Source organism: Mesorhizobium sp. M0060, from assembly GCF_040323155.1.
GTDB lineage: Bacteria > Pseudomonadota > Alphaproteobacteria > Rhizobiales > Rhizobiaceae > Mesorhizobium.
In genome coordinates this window covers 53,094-69,571 of record NZ_JAMYUP010000005.1, presented here as the reverse complement: position 1 = coordinate 69,571, position 16,478 = coordinate 53,094, and the positions used below count along the sequence as shown (strand labels likewise).

The following is a 16,478-nucleotide window of genomic DNA, read 5'->3' as shown; positions in this document are numbered from 1 at the left end:
CCCTCACGAACGATCCGCCTCCATCAATGAATGTCCGATTCACACCAGTCGAAATTTAAACGGCCGCGCCTGAGCTACGATGCAGCGCGCAGGCGAAGGCGCCGCCTGCTGGCGCGGGCCTTCTCCGCCACCGTAGCGGTGATCTCGACCACGCCGTCTTCACGCGGTCTGGCGTTGGTGACCTTGTGGAGCCGCTCATAGGGCAACAGTTCCTTGACCCGGGCTTGAAGGGACGCGACTTCGGCTCGCAGATCCTCGCATTCCTGCCGCTGGACGTCGAACTGTATCTGTTCGGATGCCTGCTGCAGGGAAAGCTGCGAAAAATTCGCGCTGACCGCGGAAAGGTTCATCTTGTCGTGTTCGCTCTCCTTCATGAGAGCAGACAATTTTTCCTCGGCAATTTGCTTTTCGGCTACCGCGTCGCTCGCTTGAGCCTTGAGCCTGGCGATCTCGGTGACGGCTTCGCTGTTGTGGTTCGAGGCAAGCTCCAGTCGCGATCGAAGATCCTCGATTTCAGAACGCAAGCCGGTCATCTCCGCGACACCGCGTGCAAGCTCGGCTTCCCTGTCACCGTCCCTGATGCGGGCCGCTTCCGTCATTTCCGACAGCTTCGTCTGCGCCATATCGAGCGATTTCTGCAGCCGCATTTCCTCTTTCTCGCTCTTGCCAAGCGCGGCCAGCAGTTCCGAGACTTGCGCGGCGTCATTGGCATGGACAGTCGAGAGTTCGTCCAGCCTGTGCCGCGCCTCAGCCTCCCGTTTTTGCGCCTTGTCGAGGTCGATCGACAGGCTGACATGTTTCTCCCGCAGCGTCTCGTTCTCGCGCGAGCGTCTGTTGGCCTCGACCGCTCTGGCCGAGAGCGTTTTGACAAGCTCGCCGAACTCGGCTTCGCGTTTTGCGCTCGCATTGCCTGCCACGACGAGTTCCAGCCTGGCTGCAGCCAGCGCACCGCGAAGTGCTTCCTTGTCCTCGACCAGGCTCGCCTCGTGCTGCTGCAGGGCCTCGATAGCGCTGTCGCGCTCGCGTTGCTTTCTGGTTGCGTCGTGGAGCTGTTCGGACAGCACTCTTTGTTGCGCGGTCAGGCTGGTATTTGCCAGCTCCATTTCGTTGGCGCGAAGAATGTCGCCGTGGAGGAGCTTCAGGAATTCGCCTGTCAGATGATGCGAGGTCGCGATCTCCGACAGTTTCGCATTGATTTCCCCCAGATATTCCTGCGCGTCGTGAAAGAGCCCATCGACCGCACTTAGTGCAGCCAGCCGGGTTTGCGTATGGGGAGTCAACCGTCGCGCGGTCTCGAAAGCGTCCGCATTGTCCTCGAGTTGCGAGCTGTCATCCATTGCCGCGAGATTCTCATCCGACACAGTGAGGTTGTTCAACGGCGACTGATCGTCCACGTTGAGACATTCGCTAAACGCATCCGCCAAATCGGTTTCGAGCTCCTTGAACGCTCTCTCCACAGTCTCGGCACGCTTGATCAAACCTTTGAAATTCATGACCGAATATCCCTCTCGTGCAGCGCCGTTAGTGAGCGAACTTTCAACACTTGATCCTCGCCTCCCCCGAATACGGGTTTATCCCCCTGCCCGTGCGCGCTGGCCGCGTGAAATGACGGACTGTTGGCCCCGCTGCCGTGGTCCGGTCTCCTGCGCGCAGGAGGCCGACGCCACGCTAGGGAGAGGCTTGGCTACTGTCCTCGTGTGTTTGAATGACGCAAGGCCGTGTTCTGCCGCGCTCCGCACCTGAACCGTTGGCACCGCTGGCAAAATGCTAACCTCCGTTTCACCCGAAACGGCGCGAAACGGATATGAAGCAGCGCAAGCCTGACGAATGCCTGGCGATTGCCTGGCGATGGTTGTAACGACGCACCGGCAGCCTCGGTCGTCCGCGGCAGCTACCAAGTCACGGCCTCATACGACGCGTGTCACTGCCGGAAAGCCTGATCCAATAAATGATTGTGTTGAATACGTTTCACTGATTAGCTGCTCTGCATAAACCAGGGACAAAATCGACAAATGTTGTCCCGGGAGGACCGCGATGCCGGTGCTTGAGGTTCGCAACGTTTCCAAGAATTTCGGAGCTATCCAGGCCCTGACCGACGTCAGCTTCCAGGTGGAGCGAGGCGAAGTCGTGGGTCTGATGGGGGATAACGGCGCCGGCAAGTCGACGATAGTCAAGACCGTGGCCGGGAATTTTCCGCCGAGCGACGGCGAAATTGTCGTGGACGGCGAGGTTTGCCACTTCCACCAACCCGTCCAGGCCCGCGCCAAGGGGATCGAAGTCGTTTATCAGGACCTGGCGCTCGCCGATAATTTGACGGCCGCGCAGAACGTCTTTCTGGGCCGCGAGATCAAGAAAGGCTTCTGGCCGATCAGGATTCTTGACAAGCAGGCAATGATCGACCGCTCGGCAGCGCTGTTCAAGGAACTCAAGTCAGAAACCCGGCCGCGCGACCTTGTCAGGAAGATGTCGGGTGGGCAGCGCCAAGCGGTCGCCATCGCGCGGACCCGGCTTTCGAACGCCAAGCTGGTGTTGATGGATGAACCGACGGCTGCCATTTCCGTACGCCAGGTGGCGGAAGTACTCGAATTGATCCGACGCCTCAAGGCGCAAGGAGTTGGCGTCATGTTGATCAGCCACCGAATGCCTGACGTTTTCGCCGTCGCAGATCGTATCATCGTGCTCAGGCGAGGCTCGAAGGTGGCTGACAAGGACGCCGGCAACACCTCGCCCGAGGAAATCACCGGACTGATAACGGGGGCTATCCGTGGCGAATAGTGCTCGGGAGTCAGTTAGTGTTAGGGAGTCAGTCGGGGAAACCGGCCGGCCGGCCATGTCGGACTTCGTCTCGACCAAGGAACAGACGGCTCTCCAACGTGTGTTTTCGAGTCAGCCCTTCTGGGTGACGATCGCGCTCATCGCTCTCGTCATTTTGATGACAGCCATGGAACCGAGCTTCGGCACCTCCGAAAACGTCGCCAATGTGACGCGCAACTTCGCACCTTTCGGCATCATGGCCCTCGGCATGACGATCGTGATCATCACCGGTGGCATCGATCTGTCGGTCGGCTCGATCATGGGCCTGGTGGTCATCGTCGCCGGTCTGTTCCTCACTTGGCATTATCCCTGGTACGTCGCCTTCGCCATGGGCCTTTTCTCCGGTCTGGCCTGCGGCGCGGTCAACGGATTCTTTGTCGCCTATGTCGGAATGCCGTCCTTTGTGGTCACCCTCGGAATGCTGTCCGTCGCGCGCTCGCTGGCGGTGGTATTCTCGGCCAACCAGATGCTCTACCAGTTCGGGCCCGATGCTCCAATCGTGAAGGCGATCGGTCAGGCGAAATGGCCGCGGCATGGACCCGAGGATTGGGCACCGCACTGGATACCAGAACTGTCATCGCAGTTCTGGACCATGGTGATCCTGGCCCTGATTGTCGGCTTCGTGTTCAATTTTACTGCCTGGGCTCGGCATCTCTTCGCCATCGGCGGAAATGAGGAGGCGGCACGGCTCACCGGCGTTCCGGTCAATTGGATTAAATTCCAGGCCTATCTCTTCTCGGCTTTCACTGCCTCGCTCGCCTCGCTCCTGCTCCTCGGCTACAACGGCTCGGCCATCAATGCCATGGGCCAAGGCTATGAGCTGCGCGTGATCGCCGCGACAGTCATTGGCGGCGCCAGCCTCATGGGCGGCGCCGGCACGGCCTTCGGTGCGATCATCGGTTCGGCGTTCCTCGAGGTGATCAGGAATGCGCTGCTGATGGCCGGCATCGATTCAAATTGGCAGGGTGCCTTTGTCGGCGCCTTCATCGTTCTTGCGGTTCTTTTGGGCATGCAAACCGGCGGCAAATCGATTCTCGCCGCGTCGCTGGCAGTCTTGATGCCCAAAAAACGCCGCTAGAAACCCGCCGGCGGGAGGCCGGCGGGATCACACTCAGGAGGAGAACGTCACATGAAAAAACATCTGCTGACGGCCGCCGTGGCGCTTGGCGCAATGGTGCTCGCCGTTTCCGGCGCCCAGGCGAAATACACCTTCGCCCTGGTGCCGAAGAACATGAACAATCCTTTCTTCGACCAGGCACGCGATGGCTGCAAGAAGGCCGAAGCCGAATCCAATGGCGCCGTGGAGTGCATGTATATTGGCCCCGGCGAGCATGGCGGCGGCGACGAGCAGGTACAGATCGTGCAGGATCTCGTGGCCAAGAAGGTGGACGGCATCGCCGTATCGCCATCGAACGCCGCGGCGATGGCGGTTGCGCTGCAGGCCGCCAAGGAAGCCGGCATCCCGGTCCTCACCTGGGATTCCGATCTCCTTCCCGAGAACAAAGATCTTCGCGTCGCCTATATCGGCACGCACAATTATGAGATCGGCGTGAACCTTGCCAAGCTTGCCATGCAGATCAAGCCCAAAGGCGGCACGATCTGCATCCAGTCGGGCGGCGCGGCGGCGGCCAACCACAATGAACGCATGCAGGGCATTCGCGATACGCTTTCGGGCACCAAATCGGCAGCCTCGCCCGGGGACCGACTGACGGGCCAGAACGGTTGGACTGAAATCGAAGGCTGTCCGCTCTACACCAACGATGATTTTCCGCTTTCGGTGCAGCAGTTCGAGGACATCATGGCGAAAAACCCGAACCTCGACGCGTTCATCCCGACCGGCGGCTTCCCGCAATTCATCCCCGATGCCAACCGCGCCGCGGTCGGACCGTACAAGGACAAGATCGCCTCGAAAGCCCTCGCCCTCGTCGTCGCCGACACGCTTCCCGTTCAGATCGACCAGATGAAGGAAGGTTTCTCCCTTGGCCAGGTCGGCCAGCGGCCGTTCGAGATGGGCTATAAGACGATGATGGCGCTAAAGGACATGAAGGACGGCAAGGCTCCACCGGCCGACCCGACCTACACGGGCCTCGACGTTTGCACTCCGGAGACAGCGGATACCTGCGTCGCCAAATAGTGCTTTCGGGCGGGAGGAAACTCCCGCCCTTTTCACAAGAGTATCTCAATGTCGGAATTGTTCTCGCTCAAGGGCCGTGTCGCATTGGTCACGGGTGCTTCGCGTGGTCTCGGCTTCGCCATGGCCAAGGCACTTGCGGAAAACGGCGCGACGGTGATCGTCAATGCCCGCGACATGGGCGCCCTCTCCGCAGCGGCCGAAAGCATAGGTGCCGAAGCGCTGCCGTTCGATGTCACAGACGCTGCGATCTCAAGAGCGTCGCTCGAAGGAATCGTCGAACGCCACGGCCGCCTCGATATTCTGGTCAACAACGCTGGCATCCAGCATCGGAGACAGTTGACCGAATGGGAGGACGAGGATTTCGACCGTGTGATTGCCGTCAATCTTTCGGCATGCTTCCGCATGATGCGCGACGCGGTGCGGCTAATGCTGCCAAACAAATTCGGGCGTATAATAAACACCGGATCGGTTGCAGCGATCCTTGGCCGTCCCACCATTCACGCCTATGTGGCGGCAAAGGCGGGCCTGCATGGACTGACACGCTCCACTGCCGCTGAGATGGGCCGTCACGGCATCACCATCAACGCGATCGCCCCCGGCTATTTCGCTACCGAGCTCAATACCGCACTTACAAACGACGAGGCCTTTACCAAATGGGTAGAGGCACGAACCCCCGCAGGCCGCTGGGCCCAGCCTGAGGAACTCGGCGGGGCCGTGGTGTTTCTCGCCTCCGACGCTGCCGCCTACGTCAACGGACATGTGCTGGCCGTTGACGGTGGGCTATCGGTTTCCTTGTGACCGGCGAACCGCCTTTCAGGAAATTTCAACCGGGCGACAACTGTGCAGGCAGGGCGTGCCTGCTGGCCGCGTGAAACGACGAGCTGCTGAATCTGCTGCCGTGGCCCAGTCCCCTGCGTGCATGAGGCCGGCGCCACGCGTTTGAACGAGCGCCGTTCGACAGCCACCGACGGTTCGATTCGCAGCCGCTATTTCGAAGTTTGACCGCATGGATGCTTGATGCCGCCAATATTTCATTCCACACACCGGTTACGATGAAGGACGACATATGGGATCAGCGCCGGGTATTCAGGTGGGCCTTGCCTGCCTCCCTTGTCCTGCATTTGCTCGCCGCCGCGCTTCTTTTATCCGCACTGCCGGTATCGCCCTCGCAGCCGCAGAAGGAGCAGGCCATCGGGGTGGATCTGGTGCCGCCACCCAAACCATCGGAGAAGGCCAAGATCGAACCTCCGCCCCTCGCGGAACCGCCCAAGCCCGAAAAGCCGCGGGAAGCAAAGACGCCGGCGCCGACGAGCAAAGATGCTGCCCGGAATGCACCTCAGAGGCCTGTCTTCCAATTCGGCGAGAAGGACGCCGGTCCTCGCAAGTCTCTGGACGGCAACAGTGCGGAGGATGGTTCGCAACAACCGACGGCGCCGCAAGATCCCAATAAACAGGACCTTGCACAGGCGCCGGACGTGACCGCGGTCGACGGTAAAGACCCGGCTCCGTCGCCTGGCGCATCCGCGCCGCCTAAGCCGAAGCCAGCGGACGTCACCAAAGGGCAAAAGCTCTTGAAGCTTCAGCAAGCCAAGACGTTGTTCTCGGAAGCAGCAACCGGTGATCCGATAGCGACAATCGCAATGGCTGCTTTGCCGCGCGGCGAACGGGTCGGGCAGCTCTGCGCCACGGAACTCGGCGGGCAGTTGCTCCACGCCTCGCCCCCCTATTTTTTTGACAGCATTCCCAAGTATCGGTTGAAGGAGGGCACGGTCCTTAACGTCGCCAGTGCACCCTTTCCCGTCAACGGGCAGTGGTACGACCTGAGCTTTCGTTGCGAGGTCGATCCGGACGCGACGAAAGTCATTTCCTTCGGCTTCCGTGTCGGAGATCCGGTGCCGCGCAGCGAATTGAAACGTCGCGGGCTGCCGGCCGAATAACTAGCTGAGGCTAATCGAGGCCGACGCGGGGACATCAATCCGCGAAGCAACCCGGCATCCGTAAGTTAGCTTTCGCCAACGGCCGCCCCAAGGTGGGACGAATGCTCGCCCGCCTTGGCAATCGCTGTGTCGAGGTTTAGCTTATGCTAAGGGAGGGTTCGATGACTTCAAGTTTCAATGTTCACCATGCTGCCGGCTATGAGCAGCTCATGGGCCGCTGGAGCCAAAGACTCGCGCCGCTGTTCATCGACTTCGTGGGGCTTGCCGACGGCGAAAGATCCTCGACGTCGGATGCGGCACCGGCAGTCTGACCTTCGCGCTCGTCAAGGCCGCTGACCTCGGTGAGGTCGCGGCGATCGACTTTTCGGCCGTTTTCGTCGAGGAGGCAATCCGGCGCAACACCGATCCGCGGATAAAAATCCGTCAGGCGGATGCCTGCGCCCTGCACTTTGAGGATGGCGCGTTCGACCGTGCCCTAGCCCTGCTCGTGCTCCATTTCGTGCCCGAAGCCGGCAAGGCAGTCGCCGAGATGCGCCGCGTCGTGCGGCCGGGCGGCGTCGTCGCGGCGACGGTATGGGACCATCTCGGCGGCATGCCGGGGATGCGCATGATGATCGATACGGTGGCCGTGCTCAGTGAAGGCGGACGCCAGCTGCGTGCCCGCTATTGCACGCAGCCGATGATGCAGCCGGGCGAAATGAAACGGACCTTTGTCGACCAGGGTCTCCGCGACGTTACGGAGACTGAGCTGATGATCCGCATGGACTATCAAAACTTCGACGATTACTGGGCGCCGATTGCCGCCGGCGAAGGGCCGCTCGGCAAGTATGTGGCCACGCTCGACCCGGCAGAGCGGGCGCGCACCGACGCCGCCATGCGCGACGCCTATGAGGCCGGCCGGCCCGACGGCCCGAGGTCCTTTGCCAATGTCGCCTGGGCCTGCCGCGGTGTCGTTGCCTGACGTTGGCGCTAGCCGATCCCGTAGACCAGCCCGACGCGGTCGTCCGACAGCTGCTCGACCTTGCGCAGGTCGAGCCCATGACGACTTTTCGCGGTCCCAAACAGGGCCTTTCCTTCACCGGCGAGCAGCGGATAGACGATCAGCCTGAGTTCATCCACCAGCCCGGCATCGATAAGGCTTGCGGTAATTCGGGCGCCGCCCATAAGGTAGATGTCCTTGCCGGGCTGCTGTTTCAGTGCAGTGATATCCTCGAAATTCCGCACGAAGCGCGTCTTTGGCCAGGCCGCCGAAGTCATTGTGTTCGACAGCACATAATGCGGCGTCTGCGCGGCAAAGCGGGCCCATTCGAGCTCGGCCGGCTTCGGTAATTTGCCGGTCATCGGCAGCGGCTTGTCGGGCTCGTTCTGGATGGCGCTCCAGTAGCGCTCGTAGCCGGCATACATGACGCTGCCAAGCAGGCAGGCGTCGATTTGCGGCGTCAGGCCGTATTCCTCGGACCACGCCTCGACCCAATCGGCGTAACCCTCGGGTCCCTCCATCTTGCCGTCGACGGAAATTTTCATTCCAGTGATTAATTTACGCATGACTTCCTCCATCAGGCTTGCGGGATGCAAGCACGTTTCATCGGTTCATCGTTGCTTCGTGTGGCTGACGGCCCTCAGGGATGGCCGCCGCGAGTTACATCAGGCCGGCAGGCGGCGGTCGTATTCTTCCCGCAGGCGGTTCCAGCCGTCCCAGAACGAGGTCGGTGTCTTGTCCGCCAGGCGGGCGGCCAGCAGGTCGAGGTGCATGTGCCAGCCGGCGGTGATGTTGAGCTGGATTGCACGTTCCGGCAGCCGGCGATGGACAACGGTGAGCAGCACATCGTCATCCTTCGCCTCCAGCAAGAAGGAGACGCCGCCGGTGTTTCCCCAGGTGATGGAAAGCTTGCGTGGCGGATCGAGTTCGGTAATCCGGCTCTCCATCCGATGCTCCTCGGGGAAGCCCGCAGGGCGCTGGCCAGGCGGGTCGGTCAGCTCATCGTTACGCCAGACGAACTCGAACGAGCTGCCGGCCTTCATTTCCATCTGGCCCGCGGCCATCCATTGCCGGCGCAGGTCACTCTCGGTGAGATAGGCCCAGATGCGCTCGATTGGGCCGGGCAACAGGCGCTGGATGGTGAACGTGGCGGGCTCGCTCAGCTCGCCATAGGCGCCGATGGTTCTCATCTGGTTCATTGCTCGTCTCCTTCTTTCGGGTTGGGCGATTTCCTGGGCTCATCCTGGGCTTTGCGTGCGTCCTCTTCGCGAAGAAGGCGTTCGAGAACATCGAGACGGCCGGTCCAGAAGCGCTCGTAGAAGCTGAGCCACTGATGGGCGCTGGCCAGCGGTCCGGGGTCGAGACGGCACAGATGTGTGCGGCCCCGCACCTCTCGACGAATAAGCCCTGCATTCTCCAGCGCCTTGATGTGCTTGGAGGCAGCCGCGAGCGACATCGCGAAGGGTTCCGCCAGCTGGCTTACCGTTTTCTCGCCATCGGCGAGATCGCGAAGCATGTGCCGGCGGGTGGCATCGCCAAGGGCGTGAAAAACCGCGTCCATCTGAGGTGTCTCTAATTCAACCATATGGTTGAATATAGATGCGTGCTTTCCGATAGTCAACCGTTTGGTTGAATAATTTATGTGGAGTGCTGCGGGGCCGTTTGCGCGATCGAGGACGTCGACGTGACAGGAGATACGGACGCGCCCAGTACAGTGGAGGCGAGGCTCTTACTTGCCCTGGAAGAAAGTGTGGATCGCGGCTTCCAGCTTTTCGATAAGCTGAGGGTTGTGGCAGCCGGCAGCCCAGATCAGGGCGTTTAGCCTCATCTCCTTGTTGAGAAAACTCACTTTCCCAGAATCCAGCAGGTATTCCGCGATCGCGTAGTGCCGCCCCTTGATAGCCTCAATGAGCGCGTTGTTTCTTCCTGTCTTGTCGGTCAGATTTGCGTCCGCACCATTCTCCACGAGCAACTTGACGACTTCCAGATGCCCGTTCTTCGCAGCCTCGATAAGAGCCGTTCTGCCATAGTAGTCGGCTCGCGCGTTGATCTCTATTTGGGGATGTCTCACGAGGGCTAAGATACACGCGTAATGGCCCTTGGCCGAAGCAAGGCTCAAGGGCGTGCTCTTCCATTTATTTCTGGAATTCACATCGATTTCCGGGTGTTCGATCAACGCCTCGACTGCCGCTGTGCGGGCATTGAGGGCTGAAAGGTGAAGTGCAGACCAGCCGCCGTCGTCCGACTGATTGATATCGGCGCCAGCCGCCAGTTCTGATCGAACGGCCTCCGCATCGCCTTTTTCTGCCGCGACCAGCAGAGGCGACCAGTCTCTTGCCCCTTCGGCTTCCAAGCTTTTGGTCAACGCGGTCGCCTCCCCGGATAGTCGACAGAATACCACACAATCCGCGACAATGGGGGCTCCTGTGAACCCCTAGGGGTTCCGTGGGTCGAAAGTCGGAGCGCGGTCGGCTCCTGCGGAGATCGAGATCAGCGCTTCACGTGCGTCTCCTCACATTCTCCTGATATTGACTCGCTTTGGCGGCCGTCCAGACTAGATAGAGCGTGCGCTGGGCGGATGATGCAGAAGGACCTGAACATGCCTGAACAGATTACCCTGAATAGACCTGAACAGATCAGATTGAACGACGGCTCCGCCATTCCGCAAATCGGCCTTGGCGTTTGGCAGGTCGATCCGGCCATCACGGCCAAGGTGGTCAGCTGGGGAATCGAGGCCGGCTACAGGCTGATCGACACCGCCGAAGGCTATCAGAACGAGGAGGGTGTCGGGCAGGCAATCCGCTCGGCCGGCGTGCCGAGAAGCGAGTTGTTCATCACCTCGAAACTGCGCAACGGCGCGCATCAGCGCGACGCCGCCTTGCGCGCCTTCGACGAGACGATGAGCAAGCTCGGCATCGAACAGATCGACCTGTTCCTGATCCACTGGCCGGTGCCCAGCCAGGACAGATACGTCGAGGCCTGGAAGACGCTGATCGAACTCAGGCAATCAGGCCGGATCAAGTCGATCGGCGTTTCGAACTTCAACCAGGACCATCTCGAACGGATCATCGGCGAGACCGGCGTCACCCCCACCGTCAATCAGATCGAGCTCCACCCCCGCTTCCAGCAGCGTGACAAACGCGAATTTCACGACAGGCACAACATTGGTATCGAAAGCTGGAGCCCGCTGGGCAGCGGCCGGCTGTTGAGCGACCCGACGCTTGAAAGCATCGCCAGGAAACACGGCAAGTCGGTGGCGCAGACGATCGTCAGGTGGCATCTTCAGGAAGGGCTGATCGTCATACCAAAGTCGATCCACCAGGACCGGATCGCCGCTAATTTCGATGTCTTCGATTTCGAGTTGGAAGCGAAGGACCTCGAGCTTATTCGAGATATGGATTCGCCCGATGGCCGCACCGGGCCGAACCCCGCCACGGCTTCATTCCTGTTCTGACGAAGTGGGCGTCACCGCGCGTTGGCGTTCCCTCACGCCCCTCTCTGTCCTGCCGGACAGAGGGCGCGCTGTCCCGCCAGCCTATATTCCCGAGCCATCCACCAAAGGCACATCTTCCCCCTCCCAGGGACTCGGCATTGAACCCTTGCTGAGATTGGCCGACGGCAACGGCATCCAGCACTTCAGTTCCGGCTCGGCATATTCGACGATGCGCCCCGGGGAAGAATCGGAAGCGCGCCAGCCTTCGCTGCCGAACTGATCGGCGCGGGCCCAGTAAGCCATGTCGACTTCGGCCGGCCCCTGTTCGGACGGCCGGACCGTGACAAGGATTCTGCTGCCGTCCCTTGGCGCGCTCGACATGTGGCGCCACCGATCAGGCTCGTCCATTGCATTTCCTCCTACGACAGTCGTCTCGTACGGATAGTCGCTTCGCGTTCGGAAGCGGTCAACCCGAACTTTCAGGCTTGCCCCAAGGGTGGAAGACTAGGCCAAGACCGGGGCAAGACCCCTGCTCCGTCGCGCCACGGAACAAGTCATGGCGCACCGGGTTTGGCAAGGTTGCTGAAGGAAGCAAAAATGAGATCAGCGCCGCGATCGATCCCTACCATTGTTGCATGGCAGGCCGCGCCCTTCATTCGCAATCCGGTCCGATCGCAATGAGGCAGGCCGGTTCCGATCGTTCCACCCCACCGGAGGAGAGAAAAGGCGGCATAGGACGAACGCTCGGCCTCGGCCTGATAACAGGGGCGGCCGACGACGATTGTTCTGCGATAGGCACCTACGCCAGCGCCGGTGCCCGCTTCGGACCCGACCTACTTTGGACGGCTCCGGTGACCTTGCCGATGATGTACGCGGTCGTCTACCTGTCGTCGAAGCTTGGCCAGGTATCCGGGCGCGGATTGTTCCACGTCATCAAGGACTTCTACCCGCGGTGGCTGCTTTGGTCGGTGCTTTTGGGTGTGCTCATCGGAAACACCATCGAGGCGGCGGCGGATCTCGGCGGAATGGCCGCGGCGATCAACATATTCGTGCCGCTTCCCATTCCGCTGATCGTGCTGTTCGTCGCCGCCCTCATCTTCGCCCTCCAGGTGTTCGGCTCTTACACTTTGATCCGCAACATTTTTCGGTGGCTGGCGCTGGCGCTGCTCGCTTATGTCGGTGCCGCCATTCTGGCCAAGCCGGACGCCGCGGCGGTGCTGCGCGGAACGCTGCTTCCCAGAATCGAATTCAACCGCGAGTTCCTGTCGATCCTGGTCGCCATCATCGGCACGACGCTGTCCGCCTATCTCTATACGTGGCAGTCCAATGAGGAGGTCGAGGAGGAGATTACCCGAGGGCGAACGACGCTCAGGCAAAGGCAGGGCGCCACCGAGGGTGAACTCCGGCGCTCTCGCCGGGACATCCTCATCGGCATGATGTTTTCAAATCTCGTCATGTACTTCATCATCCTGTCGACAGGCGCTACGCTCTACGAGGTGGGCCACCACGATATCGACACGGCCGCACAGGCCGCGGAGGCGCTGCGCCCGCTCGCCGGCCAGGCCGCAAGCATCCTGTTCGCCGCAGGCGTGATCGGTGTGGGCTTCCTTGCGGTTCCTGTCATGACCACCGGCGCCGCCTATGATGTTGCACAAGCCGTCGGCTGGAAAAACAGCCTGCACGCCCGGGCTCGAGAGGCGCCCAAATTTTATCTCGCCATCGGCTTTTTTACGGCGATCGCCGCCGGCCTTAACTTTCTCGGCTTCAATCCGATGAAGGCGCTGGTCTGGTCCGGCATCGTTCAAGGCTTCTCGACGCCGCCCTTGCTGCTGCTCATCATGCTGATGACGAACAGCCGCAGGATCATGGGCGATCAGGTGAACAGCCGGAGCACCAACATACTCGGTTGGGCAACGACCGCCGCTATCTTCTCGGCGACGATCGGCCTGGTGGCAACCTGGTTCATGTGATCCGGCGGAACAAAGGAGCCCTGTCCGCCAGTTGGATTACCCCTTACCGCTTGCGGACTGTCCCAGCTTTGCCGATCTGGGAAATTCCACAACGTCTCCGCGTGGCCGCTTGTATTGCGCTGCGACAATTGCATCGATCAGGAGATCCAGAGCCGCACGAGCCGTGCGGCTCGTCTCGTCGTCACCGCTCAAATAATGGCAGGCTCGTTCAAGGTGGAGGTGTGCGGCGGCAAAGTCGCTTGTCATAGGCTTCTCCCTGTTGCCCGCCGGCCGGCAAGATGACCGCCTCGATTTACCCAAAAGCAAATATCCACAGCCGGATTTGAATCAAATTGGCCTGACTCACTGCATGCCGCGGAGCCACTCCAGCACCTTGGCCTGTGCCTCGCCCGCATCCTCTCCGAGGACCGCGAGGCCGTCGAGGATTGTGGTATCGGGACATAGTTCCTCGACGTCGCGCCGGGTGCGCCCGAGGCCGCTGACGATATAGGTGACGAACGGCGCAATGATCTTGCCCGACAGGTCATGACTGGCCAGGAAGCTGCGCACAGGCGGCGTCAGCCTGACGTTCCACAGCGGTGAGCCGACAAGGACGACGTCATGATTGCTGACGTCGATCTTCGTCCGCAGCGGCGGCAGGTAACCGGACCGCTGTTCCCTGACATTTTGCGCGACGAGCGCGTCATAGTCATCCGGATAGGGTTCCACTGTCTGGATCTCCACCAGGTCACCGCCAATCAGACTATGGATTTGGCGGGCGACGGTTCTGGTGTGGCCGGTGCGCGAATAGTAGACGATCAGGACCTTTCGTCCGGGAGAGCCTGCCGGCTGAGCCAGGATATTTGTCGGCATCAGCAAAAGTCCGCCTGCCACAAGCCCGGAGGAGCTGAGGAACTTCCGGCGCTTCATGTCGGGGCCACTCCAAGGCTGCAGCAGGCGATGAGCCCTGGAGACTTCGCCAGCCTGACAGTCAGGTCGGACAGGCTGTTCAGCGAGACGATACGCCCCCTGAGGAACTTGGCCATCGGTTGGATCTCCGCTTGCGCCCGCGCCGCTATCTTCTTGTTTGATCGCGATCTTTTCCAAACCGGCAAGGCCGGTTCGGGATCTCTACCGGCCTGTCATGTCCAATACCGCTTGCGGCAAGCGAGCGCCCTTCAGCGTGATCTGGGAGGCGGCTTGGTCAATGTCGTCGAGCTCTTCCCGGCTCAGATCGATCGCGACAGCCCCGAGGTTTTCCTCCAGCCGATGCAGCTTCGTGGTGCCGGGGATCGGCACGATCCAGGGTTTTTGGGCAAGCAGCCAGGCGAGAGCGATCTGAGCGGGCGTGGCGCCCTTCAGTTCGGCGACCTTGCGCAGCAGGTCGACCAGCGCGACGTTGGCCTTGAGCGCCTCTGGCGCAAAGCGTGGAACGGCGGCGCGGAAATCGGAGCTGTCGAACCTGGTGTTCTCATCCATCTTCCCTGTCAGGAAGCCTGCGCCCAGCGGACTGAAGGGAACGAAGCCGATGCCGAGTTCCTCCAGCGTCGGCAGGATCTCCGTCTCCGGGCCGCGGTACCACAGCGAATATTCGCTCTGCACCGCGGTCACCGGATGGACGGCGTGAGCGCGCCTGATCGTCTGCGCCGCGGCTTCCGACATTCCGAAATGCCTGACTTTGCCGCCATCGACCAGCTCCTTGATCGTGCCTGCGACATCCTCGATCGGCACATTCGGATCGACGCGATGCTGGTAGAACAGGTCGATGCGGTCGGTCCTGAGGCGCTTGAGCGAAGCTTCGGCAACCGCCTTGATATGGTCCGGCCGGCTGTTCAGGCCACCGCTGCGCTGGCCGGTCTCAAGGTCGATGTCGAAGCCGAACTTGGTGGCGATCGCCACTTTGTCGCGCAACGGCGCCAGCGCCTCGCCGACCAGCTCCTCACTGGCAAAAGGCCCGTACGCCTCGGCCGTGTCGAACAGCGTAACACCACGATCCACGGCCGTGCGGATGAGGGAGATCATGTCGCCCCTTGGCGGGGGCGTACCATAGACCGAAGTCATGCCCATGCAACCGAGCCCGAGGGCCGAAATTTCCAGGCCGCTATTGCCAAGTTTTCGTGTTTGCATTTTTCGTCTCCGCGACTGCAACCCGGTATGCCGTCTCAAGGATTTGAAACCGGCTGTCGAGGTGGCGTTTGATTGAAGATATTGCTCCAGTTCGGCCGCCGCTCAGCGACCGACCCGTGCCTGCAGATGGGCTGGGTAGCGGTCTCCTTGCACCGCAATTCTCGAGACGGCAGCTTCGATGTCGCCAAGATCATTGGCGGTCAGCTCCATCTCGGCGGCGCCGATGTTTTCCTCAAGCCGATGCAGCTTTGTCGTCGCGGGGATCGGCACTATCATGGCTTCTGCGCCAGCAGCCAGGCCAGCGCGATCTGCGCGGGCGTGACCTTTTTGCCGGTCGCGATTTCGCCCAGCACGTCGACCAGGGCCTGGTTCGCCTTGCGCGCCTCGGGCGCAAAGCGCGGCACGATGTTGCGGAAGTCGCTTGCGTCGAACCTCGTGTTCTCGCTGATCGCGCCGGTGAGAAAGCCCTTGCCCAGCGGGCTGAAGGGAACGAAGCCGATGCCGAGTTCCTCGAGCGTCGGCAGGATCTCCTTTTCCGTTTCCCGCCACCACAGCGAATGCTCGCTCTGCAGTGCTGCGACCGGTTGCACGGCATGGGCACGGCGGATCGTCTGGGCGCCGGCTTCCGACATCCCGAAATGCCTGACCTTGCCTTCGCCGATCAGCTCCTTGACGGTGCCGGCAACGTCCTCGATCGGCACATTCGGATCGACGCGGTGCTGGTAGAACAGATCGATGTGGTCGGTCCTGAGCCGCTTGAGCGAAGCCTCGGCAACCGCCTTGATATGCTGCGGCCGGCTGTTCAGGCCACCGCTGCGCTGGCCGGTCTCAAGGTCGATGTCGAAGCCGAACTTGGTGGCGATCACCACTTTGTCCCGCAACGGCGCCAGCGCCTCGCCGAGCAGCTCCTCGTTCTTGTAGGGGCCGTAGGCCTCGGCGGTGTCGAAGAAGGTGACGCCGCGCTCATAGGCCGAGCGGATCAGCGTGATCGCGTCCGTCTTGTCGGTGGCTGGACCATAGCCGAAGCTCAGCCCCATGCAGCCCAAGCCGAGCGCCGAGACTTCCAGATCGCTGTTCCGAGTTTGCGCTTTTGCATCGGGTTTCT

15 protein-coding genes and 2 pseudogenes are annotated in these 16,478 nt (G+C 61.3%); 8 read left to right on the top strand and 9 right to left on the bottom strand.

Annotation, left to right across the window (positions count from 1 at the left end; all coding sequences use genetic code 11):
• Positions 1-74: 74 nt before the first annotated feature.
• The gene (locus tag NKJ94_RS07360) at positions 75-1,493 is read right to left on the bottom strand and encodes a coiled-coil domain-containing protein (RefSeq protein WP_352523966.1); all 1,419 of its coding nucleotides are present in this window, start codon (positions 1,491-1,493) and stop codon (positions 75-77) included.
• A gap of 541 nt (positions 1,494-2,034) precedes the next feature.
• Between NKJ94_RS07360 and NKJ94_RS07355 the strand changes: the two genes are divergently transcribed.
• The 6 genes and pseudogenes from NKJ94_RS07355 (at position 2,035) to NKJ94_RS07330 (ending at position 7,846) form a co-directional block, all read left to right on the top strand.
• A complete protein-coding gene (locus NKJ94_RS07355; RefSeq protein WP_352523965.1) occupies positions 2,035-2,775 on the top strand; it encodes an ATP-binding cassette domain-containing protein in 741 nt (246 codons plus the stop codon).
• A gap of 55 nt (positions 2,776-2,830) precedes the next feature.
• Positions 2,831-3,892: an ABC transporter permease gene (locus NKJ94_RS07350; protein ID WP_352523964.1), complete on the top strand. Its 1,062-nt coding sequence runs from the start codon at positions 2,831-2,833 to the stop codon at positions 3,890-3,892.
• 51 nt (positions 3,893-3,943) lie between these two features.
• Positions 3,944-4,948 carry a sugar-binding protein gene (locus tag NKJ94_RS07345; protein WP_352523962.1) on the top strand — a complete coding sequence of 335 codons (1,005 nt, stop codon included), beginning with the start codon at positions 3,944-3,946 and terminating at the stop codon, positions 4,946-4,948.
• Between the two features lie 48 nt (positions 4,949-4,996).
• A complete protein-coding gene (locus NKJ94_RS07340; protein WP_352523960.1) occupies positions 4,997-5,746 on the top strand; it encodes a glucose 1-dehydrogenase in 750 nt (249 codons plus the stop codon).
• Positions 5,747-5,958: 212 nt separating this feature from the next.
• Positions 5,959-6,885, top strand: a complete 927-nt coding sequence (locus NKJ94_RS07335) for a DUF930 domain-containing protein (protein WP_352523959.1) — start codon at positions 5,959-5,961, stop codon at positions 6,883-6,885.
• A 161-nt stretch (positions 6,886-7,046) separates the two neighbouring features.
• A pseudogene (locus NKJ94_RS07330) lies at positions 7,047-7,846 on the top strand (class I SAM-dependent methyltransferase).
• An 8-nt stretch (positions 7,847-7,854) separates the two neighbouring features.
• Here the strand turns inward: NKJ94_RS07330 and NKJ94_RS07325 are convergent.
• The 4 genes from NKJ94_RS07325 to NKJ94_RS07310 form a co-directional block, all read right to left on the bottom strand.
• Positions 7,855-8,430, bottom strand: coding sequence for a dihydrofolate reductase family protein (locus NKJ94_RS07325; RefSeq protein ID WP_352523957.1), 576 nt, complete (start codon positions 8,428-8,430; stop codon positions 7,855-7,857).
• A 99-nt stretch (positions 8,431-8,529) separates the two neighbouring features.
• Positions 8,530-9,063 (bottom strand): SRPBCC family protein, encoded by a 534-nt coding sequence (locus NKJ94_RS07320; protein ID WP_352523956.1) that lies wholly within the window; start codon positions 9,061-9,063, stop codon positions 8,530-8,532.
• A complete protein-coding gene (locus NKJ94_RS07315) occupies positions 9,060-9,449 on the bottom strand; it encodes an ArsR/SmtB family transcription factor (protein ID WP_352524205.1) in 390 nt (129 codons plus the stop codon). Before NKJ94_RS07315 ends, NKJ94_RS07320 begins: the two co-directional genes overlap by 4 nt.
• Before the next feature lie 144 nt (positions 9,450-9,593).
• Complete coding sequence (locus NKJ94_RS07310; RefSeq protein ID WP_352523954.1) at positions 9,594-10,229, bottom strand: ankyrin repeat domain-containing protein; 636 nt, start codon at positions 10,227-10,229, stop codon at positions 9,594-9,596.
• Between the two features lie 234 nt (positions 10,230-10,463).
• Between NKJ94_RS07310 and NKJ94_RS07305 the strand changes: the two genes are divergently transcribed.
• Positions 10,464-11,318, top strand: coding sequence for an aldo/keto reductase (locus tag NKJ94_RS07305; protein ID WP_352523953.1), 855 nt, complete (start codon positions 10,464-10,466; stop codon positions 11,316-11,318).
• Positions 11,319-11,399: 81 nt separating this feature from the next.
• Here the strand turns inward: NKJ94_RS07305 and NKJ94_RS07300 are convergent, their stop codons facing one another.
• Positions 11,400-11,705, bottom strand: a complete 306-nt coding sequence (locus NKJ94_RS07300) for a hypothetical protein (RefSeq protein ID WP_352523951.1) — start codon at positions 11,703-11,705, stop codon at positions 11,400-11,402.
• 269 nt (positions 11,706-11,974) lie between these two features.
• On the opposite strand from NKJ94_RS07300, the gene NKJ94_RS07295 reads away from it, so the two are divergent.
• Positions 11,975-13,267, top strand: a complete 1,293-nt coding sequence (locus NKJ94_RS07295) for an Nramp family divalent metal transporter (protein ID WP_352523950.1) — start codon at positions 11,975-11,977, stop codon at positions 13,265-13,267.
• 342 nt (positions 13,268-13,609) lie between these two features.
• Here the strand turns inward: NKJ94_RS07295 and NKJ94_RS07285 are convergent, their stop codons facing one another.
• From NKJ94_RS07285 to NKJ94_RS07275, 3 genes and pseudogenes are all read right to left on the bottom strand, one after another.
• Positions 13,610-14,176 (bottom strand): flavodoxin, encoded by a 567-nt coding sequence (locus tag NKJ94_RS07285; RefSeq protein ID WP_352523947.1) that lies wholly within the window; start codon positions 14,174-14,176, stop codon positions 13,610-13,612.
• A gap of 201 nt (positions 14,177-14,377) precedes the next feature.
• Positions 14,378-15,373, bottom strand: a complete 996-nt coding sequence (locus tag NKJ94_RS07280; RefSeq protein WP_352523946.1) for an aldo/keto reductase — start codon at positions 15,371-15,373, stop codon at positions 14,378-14,380.
• A 102-nt stretch (positions 15,374-15,475) separates the two neighbouring features.
• Positions 15,476-16,469 (bottom strand): annotated as a pseudogene (locus tag NKJ94_RS07275) (aldo/keto reductase).
• Positions 16,470-16,478: the final 9 nt, after the last annotated feature.

Bases quoted from the DNA above. Each gene is read 5' to 3' on its own strand.
- NKJ94_RS07360 (WP_352523966.1), bottom strand. From the start codon at position 1,493: ATGAATTTCAAAGGTTTGATCAAGCGTGCCGAGACTGTGGAGAGAGCG.
- NKJ94_RS07355 (WP_352523965.1), top strand. From the start codon at position 2,035: ATGCCGGTGCTTGAGGTTCGCAACGTTTCCAAGAATTTCGGAGCTATC.
- NKJ94_RS07350 (WP_352523964.1), top strand. From the start codon at position 2,831: ATGTCGGACTTCGTCTCGACCAAGGAACAGACGGCTCTCCAACGTGTG.
- NKJ94_RS07345 (WP_352523962.1), top strand. From the start codon at position 3,944: ATGAAAAAACATCTGCTGACGGCCGCCGTGGCGCTTGGCGCAATGGTG.
- NKJ94_RS07340 (WP_352523960.1), top strand. From the start codon at position 4,997: ATGTCGGAATTGTTCTCGCTCAAGGGCCGTGTCGCATTGGTCACGGGT.
- NKJ94_RS07335 (WP_352523959.1), top strand. From the start codon at position 5,959: ATGCTTGATGCCGCCAATATTTCATTCCACACACCGGTTACGATGAAG.
- NKJ94_RS07325 (WP_352523957.1), bottom strand. From the start codon at position 8,430: ATGCGTAAATTAATCACTGGAATGAAAATTTCCGTCGACGGCAAGATG.
- NKJ94_RS07320 (WP_352523956.1), bottom strand. From the start codon at position 9,063: ATGAACCAGATGAGAACCATCGGCGCCTATGGCGAGCTGAGCGAGCCC.
- NKJ94_RS07315 (WP_352524205.1), bottom strand. From the start codon at position 9,449: ATGGTTGAATTAGAGACACCTCAGATGGACGCGGTTTTTCACGCCCTT.
- NKJ94_RS07305 (WP_352523953.1), top strand. From the start codon at position 10,464: ATGCCTGAACAGATTACCCTGAATAGACCTGAACAGATCAGATTGAAC.
- NKJ94_RS07300 (WP_352523951.1), bottom strand. From the start codon at position 11,705: ATGGACGAGCCTGATCGGTGGCGCCACATGTCGAGCGCGCCAAGGGAC.
- NKJ94_RS07295 (WP_352523950.1), top strand. From the start codon at position 11,975: ATGAGGCAGGCCGGTTCCGATCGTTCCACCCCACCGGAGGAGAGAAAA.
- NKJ94_RS07285 (WP_352523947.1), bottom strand. From the start codon at position 14,176: ATGAAGCGCCGGAAGTTCCTCAGCTCCTCCGGGCTTGTGGCAGGCGGA.
- NKJ94_RS07280 (WP_352523946.1), bottom strand. From the start codon at position 15,373: ATGCAAACACGAAAACTTGGCAATAGCGGCCTGGAAATTTCGGCCCTC.